This window comes from Streptomyces sp. 8N114 (assembly GCF_052245835.1).
Classification (GTDB): domain Bacteria; phylum Actinomycetota; class Actinomycetes; order Streptomycetales; family Streptomycetaceae; genus Streptomyces.
Window position 1 is genome coordinate 1 of the sequence record NZ_JBQQBT010000024.1, and the last position, 19556, is coordinate 19556.

At 71.0% G+C, this 19556-nt stretch carries 20 protein-coding genes; 7 read left to right on the forward strand and 13 right to left on the reverse strand.

From position 1 onward, the window contains the following. Positions 1-245: 245 nt before the first annotated feature. Complete coding sequence (locus ACTWQF_RS30765; RefSeq protein ID WP_443283013.1) at positions 246-1481, reverse strand: hypothetical protein; 1236 nt, start codon at positions 1479-1481, stop codon at positions 246-248. After that, positions 1481-2476, reverse strand: coding sequence for a 5-dehydro-4-deoxyglucarate dehydratase (locus ACTWQF_RS30770; RefSeq protein ID WP_443283014.1), 996 nt, complete (start codon positions 2474-2476; stop codon positions 1481-1483). The genes ACTWQF_RS30765 and ACTWQF_RS30770 overlap by 1 nt, the downstream gene beginning before the upstream one ends. 262 nt (positions 2477-2738) lie before the next feature. Here ACTWQF_RS30770 and ACTWQF_RS30775 point away from each other — a divergent pair, with 262 nt between their 5' ends. From ACTWQF_RS30775 to ACTWQF_RS30785, 3 genes are all read left to right on the forward strand, one after another. Further along, the gene (locus tag ACTWQF_RS30775) at positions 2739-3599 is read left to right on the forward strand and encodes an NAD-dependent epimerase/dehydratase family protein (RefSeq protein ID WP_443283015.1); all 861 of its coding nucleotides are present in this window, start codon (positions 2739-2741) and stop codon (positions 3597-3599) included. A 175-nt stretch (positions 3600-3774) separates the two neighbouring features. Then, positions 3775-4056: a GlsB/YeaQ/YmgE family stress response membrane protein gene (locus tag ACTWQF_RS30780; protein ID WP_443283082.1), complete on the forward strand. Its 282-nt coding sequence runs from the start codon at positions 3775-3777 to the stop codon at positions 4054-4056. Positions 4057-4366: 310 nt separating this feature from the next. Further along, a complete protein-coding gene (locus ACTWQF_RS30785) occupies positions 4367-4816 on the forward strand; it encodes an SSI family serine proteinase inhibitor (RefSeq protein WP_443283016.1) in 450 nt (149 codons plus the stop codon). Positions 4817-4849: 33 nt separating this feature from the next. Here the strand turns inward: ACTWQF_RS30785 and ACTWQF_RS30790 are convergent, their stop codons facing one another. Further along, positions 4850-6094 carry a TerD family protein gene (locus ACTWQF_RS30790; protein WP_443283083.1) on the reverse strand — a complete coding sequence of 415 codons (1245 nt, stop codon included), beginning with the start codon at positions 6092-6094 and terminating at the stop codon, positions 4850-4852. 280 nt (positions 6095-6374) lie between these two features. Between ACTWQF_RS30790 and ACTWQF_RS30795 the strand changes: the two genes are divergently transcribed. The 3 genes from ACTWQF_RS30795 (at position 6375) to ACTWQF_RS30805 (ending at position 7945) form a co-directional block, all read left to right on the forward strand. Next, complete coding sequence (locus tag ACTWQF_RS30795) at positions 6375-7016, forward strand: TetR/AcrR family transcriptional regulator (RefSeq protein ID WP_443283017.1); 642 nt, start codon at positions 6375-6377, stop codon at positions 7014-7016. 80 nt (positions 7017-7096) lie between these two features. After that, entirely contained in the window at positions 7097-7312 is a 216-nt protein-coding gene (locus ACTWQF_RS30800; protein ID WP_443283018.1) for a hypothetical protein, read from the forward strand. Between the two features lie 51 nt (positions 7313-7363). After that, a complete protein-coding gene (locus ACTWQF_RS30805; RefSeq protein WP_443283019.1) occupies positions 7364-7945 on the forward strand; it encodes a DUF1648 domain-containing protein in 582 nt (193 codons plus the stop codon). Here ACTWQF_RS30805 and ACTWQF_RS30810 read toward each other — a convergent pair. Together ACTWQF_RS30810 and ACTWQF_RS30815 are read right to left on the reverse strand one after the other, a co-directional pair. Further along, entirely contained in the window at positions 7932-9449 is a 1518-nt protein-coding gene (locus ACTWQF_RS30810) for an MFS transporter (protein ID WP_443283084.1), read from the reverse strand. The two genes, ACTWQF_RS30805 and ACTWQF_RS30810, sit on opposite strands and share 14 nt — an antisense overlap. A 308-nt stretch (positions 9450-9757) precedes the next feature. Beyond that, positions 9758-11374, reverse strand: coding sequence for a hypothetical protein (locus ACTWQF_RS30815; RefSeq protein WP_443283020.1), 1617 nt, complete (start codon positions 11372-11374; stop codon positions 9758-9760). 279 nt (positions 11375-11653) lie between these two features. Between ACTWQF_RS30815 and ACTWQF_RS30820 the strand changes: the two genes are divergently transcribed. Next, on the forward strand, positions 11654-13543 hold the full coding sequence (locus ACTWQF_RS30820; RefSeq protein ID WP_443283021.1) for an endonuclease/exonuclease/phosphatase family protein: 1890 nt from the start codon (positions 11654-11656) through the stop codon (positions 13541-13543). 127 nt (positions 13544-13670) lie between these two features. Here the strand turns inward: ACTWQF_RS30820 and ACTWQF_RS30825 are convergent, their stop codons facing one another. The 8 genes from ACTWQF_RS30825 to sufC form a co-directional block, all read right to left on the reverse strand. Further along, a complete protein-coding gene (locus tag ACTWQF_RS30825) occupies positions 13671-14576 on the reverse strand; it encodes an EI24 domain-containing protein (RefSeq protein WP_443283022.1) in 906 nt (301 codons plus the stop codon). A gap of 69 nt (positions 14577-14645) precedes the next feature. Further along, positions 14646-15638 carry a 2,3,4,5-tetrahydropyridine-2,6-dicarboxylate N-succinyltransferase gene (gene dapD / locus ACTWQF_RS30830; protein ID WP_443283023.1) on the reverse strand — a complete coding sequence of 331 codons (993 nt, stop codon included), beginning with the start codon at positions 15636-15638 and terminating at the stop codon, positions 14646-14648. Between the two features lie 72 nt (positions 15639-15710). Beyond that, positions 15711-16283 (reverse strand): TetR/AcrR family transcriptional regulator, encoded by a 573-nt coding sequence (locus ACTWQF_RS30835; protein ID WP_443283024.1) that lies wholly within the window; start codon positions 16281-16283, stop codon positions 15711-15713. Further along, a complete protein-coding gene (locus ACTWQF_RS30840; RefSeq protein ID WP_443283025.1) occupies positions 16283-16603 on the reverse strand; it encodes a DMT family transporter in 321 nt (106 codons plus the stop codon). The genes ACTWQF_RS30835 and ACTWQF_RS30840 overlap by 1 nt, the downstream gene beginning before the upstream one ends. Positions 16604-16723: 120 nt before the next feature. Next, entirely contained in the window at positions 16724-17053 is a 330-nt protein-coding gene (locus ACTWQF_RS30845) for a metal-sulfur cluster assembly factor (RefSeq protein WP_027736579.1), read from the reverse strand. Continuing rightward, complete coding sequence (gene sufU / locus ACTWQF_RS30850; RefSeq protein WP_443283026.1) at positions 17050-17523, reverse strand: Fe-S cluster assembly sulfur transfer protein SufU; 474 nt, start codon at positions 17521-17523, stop codon at positions 17050-17052. The genes ACTWQF_RS30845 and sufU overlap by 4 nt, the downstream gene beginning before the upstream one ends. A 9-nt stretch (positions 17524-17532) precedes the next feature. Beyond that, positions 17533-18789: a cysteine desulfurase gene (locus tag ACTWQF_RS30855; protein WP_443283027.1), complete on the reverse strand. Its 1257-nt coding sequence runs from the start codon at positions 18787-18789 to the stop codon at positions 17533-17535. Further along, positions 18786-19550, reverse strand: coding sequence for a Fe-S cluster assembly ATPase SufC (gene sufC, locus ACTWQF_RS30860; protein WP_443283028.1), 765 nt, complete (start codon positions 19548-19550; stop codon positions 18786-18788). The genes ACTWQF_RS30855 and sufC overlap by 4 nt, the downstream gene beginning before the upstream one ends. Between the last annotated feature and the right edge of the window lie 6 nt (positions 19551-19556).

Here is a 19556-nt window from a genome sequence, read left to right on the forward strand (position 1 = left end):
GGGCACCTCCCGGCCGGAGTCCCCCAGCCTCCGGCCGGGAGGTGCCCCCAGGGGAGCAGTTCCCTGCGCCCCTTACGGGGCGCGTCCCCGGCGCGTCCCCCTGCGCTGCGAAGCTTGGGCAGTCTGCGCCCTGGGGGGTACCCCCTGCTCGAAGAGCTTGGGGGAGCAGGGTGGGCAAGCGCAGCCACCAGGCCGGGTACGCAAGAGGCGCCGGACAAGCCCTCATGCCTGCCCGGCCCCGGGCCTCACGCCGACCCAGAGAGAGCCGCGGCCACCGCCGCGAGGTCCTGGTCCGAGGCCAGCCCGGCGTGGTAGAGCCGCAGTTCGGTCGCGCCGAGCGCGCGGGCATGTGCCGCGTCGTCGGCGAGGGTGTGCGGGCTGCCGCCCATGCCGGAAACGATGGTGAAGTTGGCGGCGAGCGTCGCACCGGGGCCGCCGTGCGCGGCGAACGGGCCCAGCGCGTCGCGGCGTTCGGCGCCGCCCGCGGGCCCGCCGGGGCAGGGGACGACGACCCCGTCGGCATGGCCCAGCACGTCGGCGGGCCGGGTGCCCGCGTTGGCGCCCGTACGGTGCGGGGCCGGGTCGGCGTGCAGGAGCACCCGGAAACGCTCGGGCGCCGCCTCCTGCCGTACCGCCGCGACCGCTTCGCGCTGGAGGCGGCTCGCCGCGGCGTCCCGCCACCCTGCGACGAGGGCCGCGGTCTCGGCGCCGAGCAGCCCCTCGACCGCCGCCCGCTCCCCCGCCCTGCCGCTCTCCCCGGGCGGGCCCGCGGCGCGCTCGCCCCGCCAGAGCGGCTCCAGGGCCCGCACCACACTGTCCCGCAACCGCTCGGGGTCACCGCCCAGGGTGGCGTAACCCTCCTCGCACACCTCGCAGAAGCACAGCGACATCAGCGCGGCTGAGGCACCGTCCAGCGGGACGCCGCCGGTCTTGTCGTGCGCGTGCAGGTGGGCGAGCCCGTACCAGCCGCAGGACTCCAGTTCGGTACCGCGGGTTCCGGTGCCGGGCCGTACGGCTGCCTCGGCGGCCAGCGCGACGGCGTAGGCCCGCACCTCGGGGCGCGCGATGCACGGGGCCCACGGATAGCGGTCGCCGTAGGCGTTGCGGACGCTGGTGTGCGGAAAGTCCTCGCCCAGCCGGGAGTTGTGGGCCAGGACCACCCAGGAGTGCACTTCCAGGCCCGCCTCGGTCAGTGCGCGGGCGGCCTCGGCGTACGGGCCGCCGGGATCCTCGCAGGCCACCCAGTCCTGTTGGTACGGCTGCGGGGCGCCGTGCTGCCAGCGGGCGGGGTCGGGCGGGTAGAGGACGGCCGAGTGCCGTGCCGTGACGACGCGGTGCCGGGGGTGACGCGGGGTGAGCGCGCGGGTGGAGTGGTAGGCCGAGGCGAGAGTGACCTGCTGGATGCCGAGCGCTGCGAGGCGGCCGGGTGCCTCGGGATCGCCGACCACGTCCCAGGGGTAGAGAAACGCCGCTGCCCGCATCAGCGCGCCCTCCCGGCCCGAGCCGAGGCAGTGCTGCCGGGCACGGCGCCGGCCAGCTCCAGGCCCCGCTCCAGCAGCGCGGCCAACTCCTCGACGTGCGCCGGCGCGGGGTCGGACAGCGGCGGGCGCACCCCGCCGACGTCCCAACCCCGCAGCCGCACCCCCGCCTTGACCAGCGAGACGGCGTAGCCGCGGCCCTGGTTACGGAGTTCGACGAACGGTACGTAGAAGCCGTCGAGCAGCTCCCGTACCGTCGCCTCGTCGCCCGTGGCGAGTGCCCGGTGGAATGCGAGGGCGATCTCGGGCGCGAAGCAGAAGACGGCGGAGGAGTAGAGGGAGACGCCGAGGCCCCGGTAGGCGAGCCCGGTCAGCTCGGCGGTGGGCAGTCCGTTGAAGTACCGGAAGTCTTCCTCCAGGCCCGCGCATCGGACAGCGGTGATGATGCGCTGCATCAGGTCAGGGTCGCCGTGGCCGTCCTTGAGGCCGATGATGCGCGGGTGCCGGGCGAGGCGTACGACGGCCTCGGGCGTGAAGAGAGCGTTGTCGCGCTGATAGACGATGGTGGGCAGCGAGGTGGCCTCCGCCAGCTCCGTGTAGTGCCGCACCAGCCCGTCCTGGTCGGCCAGAACGAGGTACGGCGGCATCGCCAGCAGCCCGTCGGCGCCTGCGGCTTCGGCCCGGCGGGCGAAGTCCTGGGCGAGCGCGGGCCCGTAGCCGGCGCCCGCCACCACCGGCACCCTGCCGTCCGCCTCCGCCACGGCCGCGGCCACGCAGGCGCCGAACTCCTCCGGCGCGAGCGCGTGGAACTCACCGGTGCCGCAGCACGCGAAGACGGCCCCCGCGCCCGCCGCCACCCCGCGCCGCACATGCGCGCGGAAGGCGTCGAGGTCGAGGGAGCCGTCGGGGGCGAACGCCGTCACGGGGAAGAAGAGCAGCCCGTCGAGCCGCTCGGCGAGTGCCGGTCCGGAGGACGGGGAGGACGGGGACGAGGGCATACGGAGCTCCTTGCGAGCTGGGACGGGCGGGCAGATGCGCCCTCCAGTCGTGCACTCTTCTGATATACGTCCATACTCCTGAACGCTGGTCACGCTAAGGCAGCGGCGCGCCACCGGTCAAGGTCGAACCGCCGGGCCAGGGTCGCAACTTGGCCTCACACGAAGAGCCCACGACCCGACGCTCGGCTCTCTTGACGGGCCTGAGGGCACTTCATAGCGTCTCCCTATATATGAATCACGTCCATGAATGGAGACCGCCGCCATGTCCGAGAGCCCCTCGGCCGAGCCCGCCGACCGCACCGTGCTGCTCACCGGCGCCGCCGGCGGCCTCGGCACCCTGATGCGCGGACTGCTGCCCTCCTACGGCTACACACTGCGGCTGTTGGACATGCGCCCCGTCGACGGCGAGCCGGAAGCCCTCGTACTGGACCTGAGCACCGCGGACAGCGAAGCACTGCGCGCGGCCGTGCGCGGCGTGGACGCGATCATCCATCTCGCGGGCATCTCGCTGGAGTCCACGTTCGACAAGATCCTCGACGCCAACATCCGGGGCACGTACGCGCTTTATGAGGCGGCGCGCGCCGAGGGCGTACGCCGTATCGTCTTCGCCTCCTCCAACCATGCGGTCGGCTTCACCCCGGTACCCGGGGACGGCAAGGGCGCGGCCGGTGAGGGTGGGGCCGCGTTGATCCCCGTGGACACCCCGCGTCGCCCCGACACCTTCTACGGCCTCTCCAAGTGCTTCGGCGAGGACCTCGCACAGCTCTACTGGGACCTGCACGGCATCGAGACCGTCTCCGTCCGCATCGGCTCCTGCTTCCCCGAACCGACATCCGTGCGAATGCTCTCGGTCTGGCTCAGCCCCGCCGACGGCGCCCGCCTCTTCCACGCGGCACTGACCGCCGAGCACGTCGGCCACACCGTCGTCCACGGCTCCTCCGCCAACACCCGGCTGTGGTGGGACCTCAGCTCGGCCCGAGCCCTGGGCTACGAACCGCGCGACGACTCGGAGCCGTACGCGGCGAAACTCATCGCGGAGCACGGGGAGTTGGACCCCGCCCGGCCCGACCAGGCGTACCTGGGCGGCCACTTCTGCACGCAGCCGCCGATGTGGCCACACTGAGGGAGAGCTGAAGGGGGTACCGGGAAGGCCGGACCCAGCAGGCATCATGGGGCCGCAACCGATCAGCCACGGGGAGGCTCCACCCATGCTCGCCACACCGCTCGCTCACCTCGCTCCGCTCACCCAGCTCGCCGACTCCGAATCGGACAACTCCGGCTCCGGCGTGCTCTCCGACTTGGCGCACTCGGGTGTGCTGAGCTGGATCGTCCTCGGCCTGGTCGCGGGCACGGTGGCCAAGGTCCTGCTGCCCGGCCGCGATCCGGGCGGACTGGTGGGCACCGTCCTCATCGGCATCGCCGGCGCCTTCATCGGCGGCTGGCTCTCCGCAACCTTCCTTGACCGCCCGATAGCCAACAACGTCGTCGACCCCGGCCTCTGGGTCGCCGCCATCGCCGGCTCCCTCGTCCTGCTGATCGTCTACCGCCTGCTGTTCGGTCACTCCCGCGAGCGCCGCTGATTGCGGGGCGACTTCGCCTCTCCCCGGCCGGCGGGGACGGGGGTTCGGGGGGTGAGGCGGGTGGGTGGTAGAAACGCGGAGGTATACATCCACCGCGTGAAAGGAGGCGCCATGTCGTCCAAGCGTCGGCGCAAGAAGAAGGCTCGTCGCAACAACGCGGCCAACCACGGCCGTCGGCCTCAGTCCTGAGTGCGGCTCCCCGCGTGCCGCACGGCACGCGGGGAGCCCGCAGGCGCCCCCCGCCGAGCCGCGCGCCGCAACGCGGCTGCGCGCCCCGTATCCTCCCGGCGCCCGGCCTCGTTAGCGGGCCGTGAGCACTCGAATCTCCAACCGGCACCTCGTCCGCACCGCCATGGCCGCAGCCGCTCTGGCCGTGCCGCTGCTGGCCGCACAGACCGCGCCTGCCGTCGGCGCCGCGAGCGCCACCCCGGACGGCAGCCACAAGGGCGACCGCAAGACCCAGGGCGTCTTTCTGTCCATCTCCGGCTCCGGGAAGGCGTCGATCCGGGGCCTTCTGCTCCAGTGCGAGCCCACCCCGCGCGGGCGCCACCCGAAGGCCGCCGAGGCGTGCGCCGCGCTCGACAAGGCGCACGGCAATCTCGCCGCACTGCCCCGCAAGCGCGGCAACTGCACCAAGCAGTACGCCCCGGTGACCGTCGCCGCACACGGCAGCCACCGGAAGCAGGCCGTCAACTGGAAGAAGACGTTCCCCAACGCCTGCGCCATGCGCCTCGCGACGGGCCCCGTCTTCGACTTCTGACCTTCCCCGGTGGATGCCGGGCGCCGCAGGGCTCTACAGCGCCGCGGCGCCCGGCTTCACCATGCCGCGCACCGTGCGCGAGTCGACGTACTCGCCGAGCGCCGTCATCTCCCATTCGCCGGTGAACTGGCGGACGAACTTGGCCATCAGGACGCCCGTCCGTGGCTCGGACTGGGTCAGGTCGAAGCGGACCAGTTCCCCGCCGGAGGCGTCGAGCAGGCGGCAGTACGCCTTGGCGACGTCCGTGAACTTCTGGCCCGAGAAAGAGTTCACGGTGAAGACCAGCCCCGTCACCTGGGGCGGGAGGTCGCCGAGGTGGACGGTGATCACCTCGTCGTCCCCGGCGCCCTCGCCCGTGAGGTTGTCACCGGAGTGCTGGATGACGCCGCCCAGGATGGCCAGCTTGCCGAAGTAGCAGGAGTCGATCTTCTTGCGGTTGGCGTCGTAGGCGATCACCGAGGCGTCGAGGTCGATGTCCTTGGCCGGCCTGCCCGCGCGGAAGACCGGCTCCCAGCCGAGCCCCATACGAACCGTGGTGAGCAGCGGCTGCCCTCCCTTGACCAGCGAGACCGTCTGGTTCTTCTGGAGGCTGACCCGGCCCTTGTCCAGGTTGATCTTCCCCGCCCCCGCGCCCGCCCCGGCAGGAGCCGCCGGGGCGGCAGGTGCGGACGGGGCCGAGGGGGCCGAGGGGGCTGAGGGGGCCGAGGGCGCGGCAGGGGCGGCGGGGGCGGCCACCGGGGGCGCGGGCGGTGCTGCGGGCGCCGCCGGGGCAGTCGGCGTCGGCGGGGCGGCGGGCTCGTCCACGTTCACGCCGAAGTCGGAGGCGATACCGCCCAGCCCGTTGGCGTACCCCTGCCCGACGGCCCGCACCTTCCAGGCGCCGTTCCTGCGGTAGACCTCCACCACCAGCAGGGCCGTCTCGGCGCCCAGTTGCGGCGGGGTGAAGGTGGCGAGCACCGCGCCGGTCGCGGCGTCGCGGACCGTGGCGGTGGGCTCGGTCCCGGCGAAGGTGGCCCCGGGAGCGTCGAGGCTCGCGGTGACGACGACCTTGTCGATCTCGGCGGGCACCGCGCCGGTCTCCACGGTGATGGTGTCGGCGGCGCCGCTGCTGTGCGTCACGCCGGGAGCGGTGGGCTGGTTGTAGAACACGAAGTCGTCGTCCGAGCGGACCTTGCCCTCCGGGCTCAGCAGCAGTGCCGAGACGTCGAGCTTGCTGGGTGCGGTTACGTCCACCGCCACGCGCGGCGCGGCCAGCGGCAGATTGGAGCCGGGAGTCATTGCGGTCATGCCGGGGGTAACGACTGGCCTGGCTTTGCGGTTCCTTTGCCGTGATCAGGGATTCCCCGGTGGTCCGGGTTCCGCCGTGAAGATCAGGGCGCTCACCGCACCGGGGGCACCTCCCGGCCGAAGGCTGTGGGAGAGGAATGGCCGCGTACGAGCCAGGTAAACGGATCGGTCTACTCGTCCGGGGAGTACAGTGCAGTAGACAGGTCTGTTTACTGCAAGCATGCGATGGGGCCGATGCGCGGGTCCGTCGGCCGAAGGGAGCCGGGAGGCAGTGGATACGGAGACGAAGACAGGGCCGAAGCCGGCAGCCGCGGGGGCGTCGGAGGAACTGACCCCCGGCGCGCGGAAGATCCTGGACGCGGCGAGTGCCCTCTTCTACGAACGCGGCATCACGGCCGTCGGTGTGGACCTGATCGCCAAGGAGGCGGGCACCACCAAGAAGACCCTCTACGACCGGTTCGGCGGCAAGGACGCGCTGATCACCGCGTATCTGCACGAACGCGACCTGCGCTGGCGCGCCTGGCTGACCTCCTGGGTGGACACGCACGCTGCGGACACCCGGGGCGGCGAACAACTTCTGGCCACCTTCGACGCGCTCGCGGAGTGGACGCGGCAGCACAACCCGCGCGGCTGCGGCTTCGTGAACGCCGCCGCCGAACTGCCCGACCCCGCACACCCGGGGCGCCGCGTGATCACCGAACAGAAACGCTGGCTGCACGGCTATCTGTACGAGCTCTCCGGCGCAGCCGGCGCGGCCGATCCCGGTCGGCTGGCCGACGAACTGGCCCTGCTGCACGAAGGTGCCGTGGTGCTGCGCGGCCTGTCGGTCGTCGACGACCCGGTCGGCACGGCACGGGCGCTGGCCGAGCAGGCGCTGGAGCGCGCGGCCATCCGCCCGCGCGCCCCTCAGTAGTTCCGGTGAGGGGGTGCCCCGGCCCGTCGCCGGCGGAGCCCGAGGTGGCGTCACCGCAGGGGCTGGCGCAGCCTGGAGGTATGAGCGCGCTCGTCGTCGTCCACCCTCCCGCTCCCGGCGGCGGTCGCCGCGTCACCGTGCGTGGCGAGACGCTGGGGACGGCCTACGGCCTGACCGACCTGATCGAGTACCTTGGCCGCGCGGGCCTGGACATCGCCACCGTCGATCTCTACGACGAGTCGGTCATCGAGTGGCAGGGCGGCAATCACCTGGTCTGGGGCCCCGAGGCGGAGTGACCACCGCGCCTGGCGGGCAGCAGTGCGTACAGGCGGCACGGGGAGGCAGGAATGCGCGCGGGCGAGGACAGGGGCGGCGACGGACGGGCAGCCGACGGCCAGGACTTCCCCTGGCTGTGGCTGCTGCCAGGACTACTGGTGCTGGTGGGGCTCCTGCTGTGGGGAATCGTGGTCTATCCCCACCTACCGGCGAAGGTGCCGCAGCACATCGGCGGCGACGGCATCGACAGATACGCGGACAAGTCCGTCGGCACCGTCTTCATCCCCGTCTTCGTCCATGCGGGCACGCTGGCGCTGCTGGCCGGGACGGCTTTCGCCACACTGCGCATCACGCCGATGTCCGAACTCCGGCCGGGGCAGCAGGTATCGAGCCTGGTCAACCGGCCGAAGACCCCGGAGGGCGCCCGGCGCGGCGCCCGTGCGCAGCTCGTCCTGGCGTGCTGCGTGGGCCTGACGCTGGCCGTCACCTGCACGGTGATGTGGAGCACCTCGCCACAGGAGAAGGGCGAACAGCTGACCGGGACGCTCGTACTGGCCCTGCTGCCGCTCGCCCTCGGCACGCTCGCCCTGCTGGCGACGGCCCTCCGGGACCGGGCGCCGGGCACCGGCCGGGAGCGGCCTACCGCCGGCTGACCGGCTCCGTCTCCCTCTGCGCCTGCAGCTTCCGCAGGTCGCGGCTGGTGGAGATCAGCTCATCGGCCTCCTGCTCCGTGCTGACCATGGGCTGCGAGCCGTGCAGCGGGACCCCCGCGGTCTCCGGCATGAACCGGACGACCAGCAGACCGATCAGCCCGCTGACGATCAGATAGCCGCCGGGCACCAGGTCGTTGTGCGTGAGGCCGACGAGCCCCTCGGTGGCCAGCGGCGTGGTACCGCCGAAGGCGGCGACGGAGAAGTTGAAGCCGATGCCCATCGCGGCGTAGCGCACGCTCGTGGGGAAGAGCGCGGGCAGGGTTGCCGCCGACGGCGCGGCGAACCCGGCCAGCAGCGTGGCCAGGATCAGCACGCCGAGCCCGGGCAGCACCCAGCCGTCCGAGCGGATCAGGGTGAAGGCGGGGACAGCCAGCACGATCTGCCCGATGGCCGCCCAGCGATAGACCGGTCGCCTACCGACGTGGTCGCTCAGCCGGCCGATGAAGGTGATGAGCACCACCACCCACACCATGCCGATCAGCACCAGCGCATCGGAAGTGGTGGCCGCCCGGCCCAGCACTTCGGTTTGATAGGTCGGCAGATAGCCGGTGACCATGTAGTTGGTCACGTTGTAGAGCAGCACCAGCCCGATGCAGACGAGCAGCGGCTCCCGGTGCCGGCGCAGGATGGTACGGAACTCGTGCCGCTCCGCCTCCCGTTCGGCGACCGCCTGCTCGTGCTCGTCCAGCTGCTGCTGGAAGGCCGGGGACTCCTCCAGCTTGAGCCGCATGTACAGGCCGATCAGCCCCAGCGGTCCGGCGATCAGGAACGGGACGCGCCACCCCCAGGTGAGCATCTGGCTGTCGGTGAGCGCCATGTTGAGCACCGTGACGAGGGCCGAGCCGAGGGCATAACCGACGAACGTCCCGAAATCCAGCCAGCTGCCCAGGAATCCGCGCCGGCGGTCGGGCGAGAACTCCGCGATGAAGGTGGTGGCACCGCCGTACTCACCGCCGGTGGAGAAGCCCTGCAGCATCCGCGCGACGAGCAGCAGGATCGGCGCCGCGATCCCGATGGTGGCGTAGCTGGGGATGAAGCCGATCAGGAAGGTGCCGAACGCCATCAGGATCATCGTCGCGGCGAGCACCTTCTGCCGCCCCAGCTTGTCGCCGAGCGGCCCGAAGAAGAGCCCGCCCAGTGGACGGACGACGAAAGCCGCGGCGAAGGTCGCGAAGGAGGCCAGCAGTTGTGCCGCGTCGGAGGCGCCCGGGTAGAAGACCTTGCCGATGGTGGCGGCCAGATAGCTGTAGACGCCGAAGTCGAACCACTCCATGCAGTTGCCGAGCGCGGAGGCCGTGACCGCCCGCTTGAGCATGGGCTCCTCGACGACCTGCACGTCCTCCTTGGCGAAGGGGCGGCCTTTGCGGCGCAGCCTGTGCTCCAGTTCGTCCCGCACCTGGCGGGGCAGCTCGGCGACCGCCTGCGGTACGTGCCGGGCCACCACCTTGCCGCCCGGCCGGCGCTTGGGACTCTCTGTCACGTCGGCGTTCACACCCTTGTTCCGTATACCCGAAAGGCCGGATCTGCTCGACCGTACGGAACGGCCGCAGCGGATCCCGGCAGCGGGTTACCGGACTCGCCGCGGCTCACACTGAGCCCGGCCGTCAATGTTCGGCGGTCTCATTCCGGCGGCAGCGCGCCGTTGCGGGTTGAGGCAGTCGGCCGTATATGGGTGTGCTGTGGCTGGTCGCGCCGTTCCCCGCGCCCCTTCGGGGCGCGCGTTCGTTTTCGGCGCGCCCCTTGGGGGCGCGCTCAGCGGGAGCGGGCCTTGAAGGCGGCCTTGCGGGCTTCCTTGGCGACGCGCTTGTCCGGATGCACCCGGCCCATGGTCTCCAGCACATCGCCGGTGGCGGGGTGCTCCACCCGCCACGCCTTGTCGAAGAACCCCGCGTGCTGATCGACCAGATCCCGCACCAGCTCGCGCAGCTCGTCCGGTTCGCCGGCCGTCGCGACCTGCGCGGCGATGGTGTCGATGGTCAGCCAGAACACCATCTCCTCGTCCGGCTGCGGCACATCCCCGGCGCCGCGCTCGGCGAGCCAGACCCGGGCGAGCCCGCCCAACTGCCGGTCCTCCAGCACCTCGCGCAGCGCGGGCTCGGCCTCGGGCCCGGCGAGCGAGAGGGCCTGCTGGCAGGCGAGACGGCGGACCGGCGCCGCCTCGTCACCGCCGCGGGCCGCCGCCAACAGCTCGCGCGCGGCAGCCAATGTGCCGCCGTCCCCGGCCGCGCCGTCGGCGGCGGCGCGGGCCGCGAACCACGTCTCGATCTCGCTGCGTGCGTTCTCCTCCGTGTAGACCGGCAGGGCGGCAAGCAGCTGTTCCGCCTTCGCACCGGCGAGGTCGCCGACAGCGGGTACGTGCAGGCCCGCTTCCCGCATCCGTTCGCGTACGCCGTACAGGCCGAGCGGGGTGAGCCGCACCATGCCGTACCGGGAAACGTCCTCCTCGTCGAGGTCGGCGCCCAACTCCTCCGCGCCGGAGGCACCTTCGCCCCCCTCGCCGTCGGCGGCCTCGCGGGTGAGGGCCTCGTCCACCGGCTGGTAGGCGACCAGCCCGGTCGGCTCCAGCATCCGGAACTGCTCGTCCAGCCGCATCATCGCGGTCGAGACCTCTTCCAGCACCTCGTCGGTGGGCTCGTCCATGCCTTCGGGCACGGTCATCGAGGCGGCCAGCACGGGCAGCGGCACCATCGAGCCGGCGGCGACGGCAGGATCGGTGGCGGTGAGCAGATAGAGGTTGCCGAGGGCGCTGTCGAGCGCTTCGGTCTCCTCCTCCGGGTTCCAGTCCATGGCGTCGAGGTCGATGGCGTCCGGGTCGATCTCGCCGTCCTCGCCGATGGCGCCCTCGATACCGCCCAGCAGCTCCTCGAAGCTCGGTGTGGCCGCGTCGGCGAGGACCGTCTCCAGGCCGGTACGCCACAGTTCGAGGATCTCGCCCGGGGCGGGTACGGAGGCTCCGGGGTCGCCGGTCAGGCCGCCCAGTTCCGCGTCCGGCGTCGCCACGCCCACCGGTTCGTCGCTGCCGACGGAGGTCTCGTCACCGGCCGCGCCGTCTCCCGCCCCGTCCGTGCCGTCCTCGTCGACGATCAACAGCCCGGTGTCGACCGCGAAATTCCACGCGTCGGCGGCGAGCGCCGGGGCCTCCTCATCACCCGACAGGCCCAGGTGTACGGCGGCCTCCTTCAACTGCTCGGAGAGGAGTTCACCGCCCGCTCCCACCGGAATGCCCGCGCCCGCGGGTCCGCCGGAGCGCGCCCAGCGGGTGAGCTCCACAGCGCGCGCCAGGATCGGTGCGGCCAGCGCGTCCCGCGCCAGTTCGGCATCGGAGGGCAGCCGTACGGGCGGCAGGGTGGGACGGTCGTCACCGGTCATCTGCGGGTTCATCTCCTACGGGTCCTACGGATTGCCGGACGGTGCGAGGACCCAGCGTAATCGGGTTCTGTCCCCGGGTGCCCGAATCGTGCACCGGCCATGTAACGGAGAGGTGGCCGGGAAGTGATCGCCTGCCCCCCAACGCTGTCACGACCTTGACAACTGCCGTTGGCCCGCCATGCTTTACGCGCGTAGAGAATGCCCCACGTTGTGAGTGCCCGCGTGGCGCATGCCCGCGTAGAGACGTCAGTGTTCCCCCACGTACTTCGGAGGCCCTCCGTGCCGTCCCCTTCGTCGTCCCGCTCGCTGTCCCGGCTGACCCGTAGCGCGACGCTCACCGTCGCCGCCGTCTGCTGCACACTGCTCGTCCTGCCCGCGTCGCCGGGCGCCGCGGCACCGTTCTCCGCCGCGGATTCCGCAGCCTCGCCGCGTATCCACGACATCCAGGGCAGAACCCGGCTGTCCCCGTTCGCCGGGCAGCAGGTCGCCGACGTCCCCGGAATCGTCACCGCCGTACGCGACTTCGGCGAGACGCGTGGCTTCTGGCTCCAGGACCCGCGCCCCGACCAGGACGGGGCCACCAGCGAGGGGATCTTCGTCTACACCGGGAAGAAAAGCCCCGGCGTCTCGGCCGGGGACGCGCTCCGTGTGAGCGGGAAGGTCCAGGAGTACTACCCCGGCGGCAAGGACGCGGGCAGCCAGTCGGTCACCGAACTGACCGACGCGTCCTGGAAGACAGCGGACAGCGTCTCGCGCGGCAAGCTCCCGGGCGCGATACAGCTCTCCGAGCGCTCGATACCCGAGGCGTACGCGCCCGACGCGGACGGCGACAGCATCGAGAGCCGTACGCTGCGGCCGAACCGGTACGCGCTGGACCGCTACGAGTCGCTGGAGGGCATGCGGGTCTCCGTCCGCGACGTACGGGTCACCGGCCCCACCTCCCGCTACCACGACCTGTGGGTGACCACCGACCCGAAGCAGAACCCCACCCCGCGCGGCGGCACCCTCTACGGCTCCTACGCGGACCAGAACGGCGCCCGCATGAAGGTTTCCTCGCTGCTCCCGCTGGACGAGCGCCCCTTCCCCAGGGCCGATGTGGGCGACGAATTGCGCGGCAGCACCGAAGGCCCGCTGGACTTCGAGCAGTTCGGCGGCTACACGCTCCGCGCCACCACGCTCGGCGAGCACCGGGACAACGAACTGAAGCGCGAGCGGACCCGTAAGCAGCGTCAGGACGAACTGGCAGTGGCGACGTACAACGTCGAGAACCTCTCCCCCAAGACCGAGCCCGCCAAGTTCGAGCAACTGGCCGAAGGGTTGGTCACCAACCTCTCCTCGCCCGACATCGTCACCGTCGAGGAGGTCCAGGACAACACCGGTCCGGACGACGACGGCACCGTCGCCGCCGACAAGACGCTGAAAATGCTGACCGAGGCGGTCAAGAAGGCCGGCGGCCCCTCCTACAAGTGGCGCCAGATCGACCCGGCGGACAAGGCCGACGGGGGGCAGCCCGGCGGCAACATACGCGTCGCGTTCCTCTACAACCCCGAGCGCGTCTCCTTCACCGACCGCCCCGGCGGCGACACCACCGCCCCGGTGAAGGTGCAGGACAAGGGCGGCAAGCCCGCGCTGTCCGTCTCGCCGGGCCGGATCGCGCCGCAGGACGAAGCATGGAAGGCCAGTCGCAAGCCGCTGGCGGGTGAGTTCCGCTTCCAAGGCCGTACGGTCTTCGTGGTCGCCAACCACTTCAGTTCCAAGGGCGGCGGCGATCTGGACGGCGACCAGCCCATGGAGGGCCGCTTCCAGCCGCCCGTCCGGCACTCGGAGCCGCAGCGCGTCGAACAGGCCAAGCTGCTGAACGGCTTCGTGCGGGACATCCGGGACATCGACCCGAACGCCCTGGTCGTCGCGGGCGGCGACTTCAACGACTTCCCGTTCTCGCCCTCGCTGAAGGCCCTGCGCTCCGGCAAGGCGCTGACCAGCCCCATGGACCGGCTGCCCGGGAACGAGCGCTACGGCTACGTCTTCAACGGCAACTCCCAGGCCCTGGACCACCTGCTGACCAGCCCGGGCGCCGGCCGCCCCGACTACGACATCGTCCACATCAACGCCGAGTTCACCGACCAGACCAGCGACCACGACCCATCGGTGGTCCGCATCCGCCGGTAGCCTCCGGCGGGTCGGCCGAACGTTGCGGTTGCGCCCAGTCGAGTATTCCGCCGGACACTCGCGATCGTGGTTCCCCGCCGTTGCGGCGGGAAAGGTTTGGCCCCGAACTGGCAACGGCGGGACGGCGTCAGGGGCGACCAGGCGGGCCGTACTGCGGCGGCGCCGGGGGCCGGCCGTACGGAGGAGCGGGCTGCCCCGGCCCCCCGTAAGGGTTCGGCACCCCGGAGCCGGCGCCGGGCCCCGCGCCAGGGCGCCCCGCGAGGGGGCGCCCCGCGCCGGGCCCTCCCACGCCGGAGGCGCCCGTGAGGTCCCGCACCAGCAGCGTCGCCCCCGCGACAGCACCCGGCATCAGCGGAACGGCCAGCAGCGGCACCAGGAAGGCCAGCGCCAAGGGCGCCCCGAAGCCCAGCGCCAGGGCCTTCCGCTGCCGCAGCATCACCAGCCGCTCCTTCACCGGGACACCCCGGCGTTGCAGTCCGACCGAGGCGAGCTCCACCGTGAGGAAGAAACCGGAGACGCAGATGCCGAGCACCGGAACGACGGTCTGGCCGATGAACGGGACGAAGCCGAGCAAGAACAGCGGAATGGTGAACAGCAGCGTCCGGAAGAGGACGTAGACGCTGTCGCACAACGCGATCCACAGCTCCCGCCACAGGGGGTGGTCGACGGTGCCCTCGGGCAGCCCGCCCTCGCTCTCCTCCAGCTTCTCCGACAGCTTCTCGTAGAAGGGCTCGCCGATCAGCAGCGCGACGGCGGCGAAGGTCACCACGGCCAGCATCAGCACACCGACCCACAGCATGACCGCGAAGACGCCACGGGTCAGTGCCCGGCCGGTCGAGCCCCAGTCGTCGGCGAAGGGAGTGGCCCAGGTGGCGATGTCGTCGGCGTAGAAGCCCAACGCGGTGAGGGCCGCCGCATAGAGGACGAGGGTGATCAGCGCGGGCAACAGCCCGAACCCGAACCATCGTCCGTGGGCGAGCACCCACTGCTGTCCCCGCCCCAAATACCGCAGTCCGGCCCCGAGATCACGCATGCCCGCAAGCCTATGGCCTACGGGCATGTGTGCGGGACAGCGGGCTACCGCTGCCGTCCCCATCGGTGCTCAGTTGTGACTGTGCAGCGCCTCGTTCAGGCCGCCCCAGGAGCCGCTGCGCTGCAGGGCTTCGACGGCGCCGGTGACCGAGTTGCGGCGGAAGAGCAGATTGGTGGCGCCGGAGAGCTCCAGCGCCTTGACGATCTCTCCGTCCGGGAGGGTGACGCGGGTACCGGCCGTGACGTAGAGCCCGGCCTCCACCACGGAGTCGTCACCGAGCGAGATACCGATGCCCGCCTCGGCGCCGATCAGGCAGCGCTCGCCGATGGAGATGACCTGCTTGCCACCGCCGGAGAGGGTGCCCATGATCGAGGCGCCGCCACCGAGGTCGGTGCCGTCACCGAGGACGACGCCCGCACTGATCCGGCCCTCGACCATGGAGGTGCCCAGGGTGCCGGCGTTGAAGTTGCAGAAGCCCTCGTGCATCACCGTGGTGCCCTCGGCCAGGTGCGCACCCAGCCGGACCCGGTCGGCGTCCCCGATGCGCACGCCCGTGGGTACGACGTAATCGGTCATCCGCGGGAACTTGTCCACGCTGGTCACGTTCAGGTACGCACCCGAGGCCCGGGCGGCCAGGCGGACCTCTTCGACCTGGTCCACCGGCACGGGGCCGAGGTTGGTCCAGGCGACGTTGGCCAGGTGGGCGAACTGTCCTTCGAGGCTGAGGCCGTGCGGCTCGACCAGCCGGTGGCTGAGCAGATGGAGCCGCAGATAGACGTCGTGCGCGTCCAGGGGCTTGTCGTCCAGGGAGGAGATGACCGTACGGACGGCCACGACCTCGACCCCGCGGCGGGGGTCTTCGCCGAGGGCCTGCGGCGCGCTCTCGCCGAGCAGCTCCGCGGCGCGCTCGGCGCTCAGCCGCTCGCTTCCGGCGGGGCCGGGCTCGGCGACGAGCTGCGGCTGCGGAAACCAGGTGTCCAGGACAGTGCCGTCGGCAGCGACGGTGGCGAGCCCGGCGGCGACGGCGCCGGTGGTGCTGGGAGAGGTGGGTGCTTCGGTCATACCTCGAACGCTATCCGGACTCGGCCCGCGATGACGAACCGGTCCACAGGTCGAGCGGTCACCGGGAGGGCGCTACGAACGGTCACTGTCCGTGCCCGCGCCGGGGTCGCCGATCACCCGGGCGAGCGCCGAGCGGACCTCCCCCCGGTCGAAGGGCCGGTCGGTGAGCAGGAACTGCAGCAGCAGTCCGTCGATGAGTGCTGCCAGCGCCCGCGCGGTGGCGGGGTCGGCGGTGTGACGGCCGACCACCTCGACCCACTCGTCGATCCAGGCCGCCGCGACCGGCTGGACGGGCGGGCGGCGCAGCGCGGCCAGATACAGCTCGTACTCCAGCCGGATCCGCCCGTGCGCACCCGAGGCGTACTCCTCCAGAATCCGCGTCAGCGCGTCCAGCAGCGGCTCGTCGCCCGCCAGTTCCCTGTCCCAGCTCTCGATCGCGGACTGCGGTCCGCAGGTGACCTGCTCCAGCGCCGCGACGAGCAGATCGTCCAGGCTCGCGAAGTGGTACGTCGTGGAGCCGAGCGGCACATCGGCCTCGGCCGCGACCGCGCGGTGGCTGAGGGCCGCGATGCCCTTCAGCTCCACGATGCGGATCGCGGCGTCGATGATGCGCTGCCGGCGTTCGGGGTCGTATCGCCGCCCCATCAGTGCGCTCCTCCCAGGTTGAGGACGACCACCCCGCAGATCACCAGCAGCAGGCCGAGGATCTTCGCGGCGGTGACCGCCTCGCCGATGAACACCATGCCGATCAGTGCGATGGCCGCTGTCCCGGCGCCGGACCAGATGGCATAGGCGGTCCCTACGGACATGCTCTTGAGGGTCTGCGCGAGCAGGACGAACGCCACCAGATAGCCGACCGCCGTGACCAGCGAGGGCACCAGTCTGCTGAAGCCGTCGCTGTATTTCATCGAGGTCGTCCCCAGCACCTCGGCCAGTATTGCCCCGGCCAGCATCACATACGCCATACGTACGAGCGTACACAACGTTGCGTACGGCCGTACACACGATTTTCCGCGCATGCGAACGGCCGCGTACCCAGGGGGTACGCGGCCGTTGCTGACGTACGGAAACGGGTGCGGGAGCTCTCAGACGTTGAAGCCCAGCGCCCGCAGCTGCTCGCGGCCGTCGTCGGTGATCTTGTCGGGACCCCACGGGGGCATCCAGACCCAGTTGATCTTCAGTTCGTTGACGATGCCCTCGGTGGCGGACTGTGCCTGGTCCTCGATGACGTCGGTCAGCGGACAGGCAGCCGAGGTGAGCGTCATATCGATGGTCGCGCTGTTCGCGTCATCGACGTGGATTCCGTAGATCAGGCCGAGGTTGACGACGTCGATGCCCAGCTCAGGGTCGACGACGTCCATGAGCGCCTCGCGGACCTCTTCCTCGCTCGCGGGCTTGGTGGTCATCTCCGTCATGCGGTCTTCTCCTTGGCCGAGTCGGCTTCGGTCCCCAGCGCCTGCGCCGTCGCGTCCTTCCAGGCCATCCAGCTCAGGAGGGCACACTTCACGCGCGCGGGGTATTTCGAGACCCCGGCGAACGCCACGGCGTCCTCCAGCAGGTCCTCCATCGTGTCGTCCGGCTCCAGCTGGCCCTTGGACTGCATCAGCTCCAGGAAGGTCTCCTGGATCCTGCGGGCCTCGGCCAGTTCCTTGCCGACCAGCAGCTCGTTCAGCACCGAGGCACTGGCCTGGCTGATGGAACAGCCCTGGCCCTCGTACGACACGTCCTCGATGGTGTCGCCGTCGTATCGCACACGCAAGGTGATCTCGTCACCGCACGTCGGGTTGACGTGGTGCACCTCGGCGTCGCCGTCGCGCAGCCCACGTCCGTGCGGATGCTTGTAGTGGTCCAGGATCACTTCCTGGTACATCGAGTCCAGCTTCACCGACAGCCCCTAAGCGAAGAAATTCCGTACGTGCTCCAGCCCGTCCGCCAGGGCGTCCACCTCGGCGGGCGTGGAGTACAGATAGAACGACGCTCGCGTTGTCGCAGGAATTCCGTACCGCAGGCAGACGGGGCGGGCGCAGTGGTGGCCGACGCGCACCGCGATGCCCTGCTCGTCCAGGACCTGCCCCACGTCGTGCGGGTGGATGTCACCCAGCGTGAACGAGATCGTCGCACCGCGGTCCTCGGCCGTGGCGGGGCCGATGATCCGCAGGTCCGGGATCTCCTGGAGCCGGCGCACCGCGTACTCCGTCAGCGCGTGCTCGTGCTGCTGGATGCGGTCCATGCCGATCGCGGTCAGATAGTCCACCGCGGCACCCAGCCCGACGGCCTGGGCGACCGGCGGAGTGCCTGCCTCGAACTTGTGCGGCGCCGGAGCGTACGTCGACGCGTGCATCGTGACGGTCTCGATCATCTCGCCGCCGCCGAGGAACGGCGGCAGGTCGTTGAGCAGCTCCTGGCGCCCCCACAGCACACCGATGCCGGTGGGGCCGCACATCTTGTGCCCCGTGAAGGCGACGAAGTCGGCCTGCAGCGCCTGCACGTCCAGCACCATGTGCGGGGCTGCCTGCGAGGCGTCCACCACGACCAGCGCGCCCACCTCCTGGGCCCGCCGCACGATGTCCTCGACGGGGTTGAAGGTGCCCATGATGTTGGAAACGAGGGTGAGCGCGACCACCTTGGTGCGCTCGGTGATCAGCTCCTCGATCCCGGCCAGGTCCAGTCGGCCCTCGTCGGTGAGGCCGAACCACTTCAGCTTCGCGCCGGTGCGCTGCGACAGCAGCTGCCACGGAACGATGTTGGAGTGGTGCTCCATCTCCGTGATGACGATCTCGGTGTCCCGCTCGACGCGGTAGGGCTCGTCGGCCCAGCCGAGCATGTTCGCCACCAGGTTGAGCGACTCGGAGGCGTTCTTGGTGAAGATCACCTCGTCGCGGCTGGGCGCGTTGATGAACGCGGCGACCTTGTCGCGCGCGCCCTCGTACAGCGCCGTTGCCTCCTCGGCCAGCACATGCACGCCCCGGTGGACGTTGGCGTTGTGCTTCTCGTAGTAGTCGGCCAGGGCGTCGAGCACCTGCGTCGGCTTCTGCGAGGTGGCGGCGTTGTCCAGGTAGACGAGCTTCTGCCCGTCGTGCACCAGGCGGTCCAGGATCGGAAAGTCCTTACGGATCGCCTCGGTGTCCAGAAGACCCGGGAGCTGTGTCACGCAGTGGCACCACCCTTCACGTACTCCTCGTAGCCCTCTTCCTCCAGCTTGTCGGCCAGCTCGGCGCCGCCGGACTCGGCGATACGGCCCTTGGCGAAGACATGCACGAAGTCGGGCTTGATGTAGCGCAGGATGCGCGTGTAGTGCGTGATCAGCAGGGTGCCGACCTCGCCGGACTCGCGGACGCGGTTGACGCCCTCGGAGACGACGCGCAGCGCGTCCACGTCGAGGCCGGAGTCGGTCTCGTCCAGGATCGCGATCGCGGGCTTCAGCAGTTCGAGCTGAAGGATCTCGTGGCGCTTCTTCTCACCACCGGAGAAGCCCTCGTTGACGTTACGCTCGGCGAACGCCGGGTCGATCGAGAGGCGCTGCATGGCCTCCTTGACCTCCTTGACCCAGGTACGCAGCTTGGGGGCCTCGCCGCGGATGGCGGTGGCGGAGGTGCGCAGGAAGTTGGAGACGGAGACACCGGGGACCTCGACCGGGTACTGCATGGCGAGGAAGACGCCAGCGCGGGCGCGCTCGTCGACGGACATCTCCAGGACGTCCTCGCCGTCGAGCTTCACGGAGCCGCCGGTGACGGTGTACTTCGGGTGGCCCGCCAGCGAGTAGGCCAGCGTGGACTTTCCGGAGCCGTTCGGGCCCATGATCGCGTGCGTTTCGCCCTGCTTCACGGTCAGGTCGACGCCGCGCAGGATCTCGGTGGGGCCGCCCTCGGTCTCGACGGAGACGTGCAGGTCGTTGATCTCAAGCGTTGCCATGGGGAC

What these genes read in the sequence shown, in the direction of transcription:
- ACTWQF_RS30765 (WP_443283013.1), bottom strand. Translation starts at nt 1,481, where the DNA reads ATGCGGGCAGCGGCGTTTCTCTACCCCTGGGACGTGGTCGGCGATCCC.
- ACTWQF_RS30770 (WP_443283014.1), bottom strand. Translation starts at nt 2,476, where the DNA reads ATGCCCTCGTCCCCGTCCTCCCCGTCCTCCGGACCGGCACTCGCCGAG.
- ACTWQF_RS30775 (WP_443283015.1), top strand. Translation starts at nt 2,739, where the DNA reads ATGTCCGAGAGCCCCTCGGCCGAGCCCGCCGACCGCACCGTGCTGCTC.
- ACTWQF_RS30790 (WP_443283083.1), bottom strand. Translation starts at nt 6,094, where the DNA reads ATGACTCCCGGCTCCAATCTGCCGCTGGCCGCGCCGCGCGTGGCGGTG.
- ACTWQF_RS30800 (WP_443283018.1), top strand. Translation starts at nt 7,097, where the DNA reads ATGAGCGCGCTCGTCGTCGTCCACCCTCCCGCTCCCGGCGGCGGTCGC.
- ACTWQF_RS30805 (WP_443283019.1), top strand. Translation starts at nt 7,364, where the DNA reads ATGCGCGCGGGCGAGGACAGGGGCGGCGACGGACGGGCAGCCGACGGC.
- ACTWQF_RS30815 (WP_443283020.1), bottom strand. Translation starts at nt 11,374, where the DNA reads ATGACCGGTGACGACCGTCCCACCCTGCCGCCCGTACGGCTGCCCTCC.
- ACTWQF_RS30825 (WP_443283022.1), bottom strand. Translation starts at nt 14,576, where the DNA reads ATGCGTGATCTCGGGGCCGGACTGCGGTATTTGGGGCGGGGACAGCAG.
- dapD (WP_443283023.1), bottom strand. Translation starts at nt 15,638, where the DNA reads ATGACCGAAGCACCCACCTCTCCCAGCACCACCGGCGCCGTCGCCGCC.
- ACTWQF_RS30835 (WP_443283024.1), bottom strand. Translation starts at nt 16,283, where the DNA reads ATGGGGCGGCGATACGACCCCGAACGCCGGCAGCGCATCATCGACGCC.
- ACTWQF_RS30840 (WP_443283025.1), bottom strand. Translation starts at nt 16,603, where the DNA reads ATGGCGTATGTGATGCTGGCCGGGGCAATACTGGCCGAGGTGCTGGGG.
- ACTWQF_RS30845 (WP_027736579.1), bottom strand. Translation starts at nt 17,053, where the DNA reads ATGACGGAGATGACCACCAAGCCCGCGAGCGAGGAAGAGGTCCGCGAG.
- sufC (WP_443283028.1), bottom strand. Translation starts at nt 19,550, where the DNA reads ATGGCAACGCTTGAGATCAACGACCTGCACGTCTCCGTCGAGACCGAG.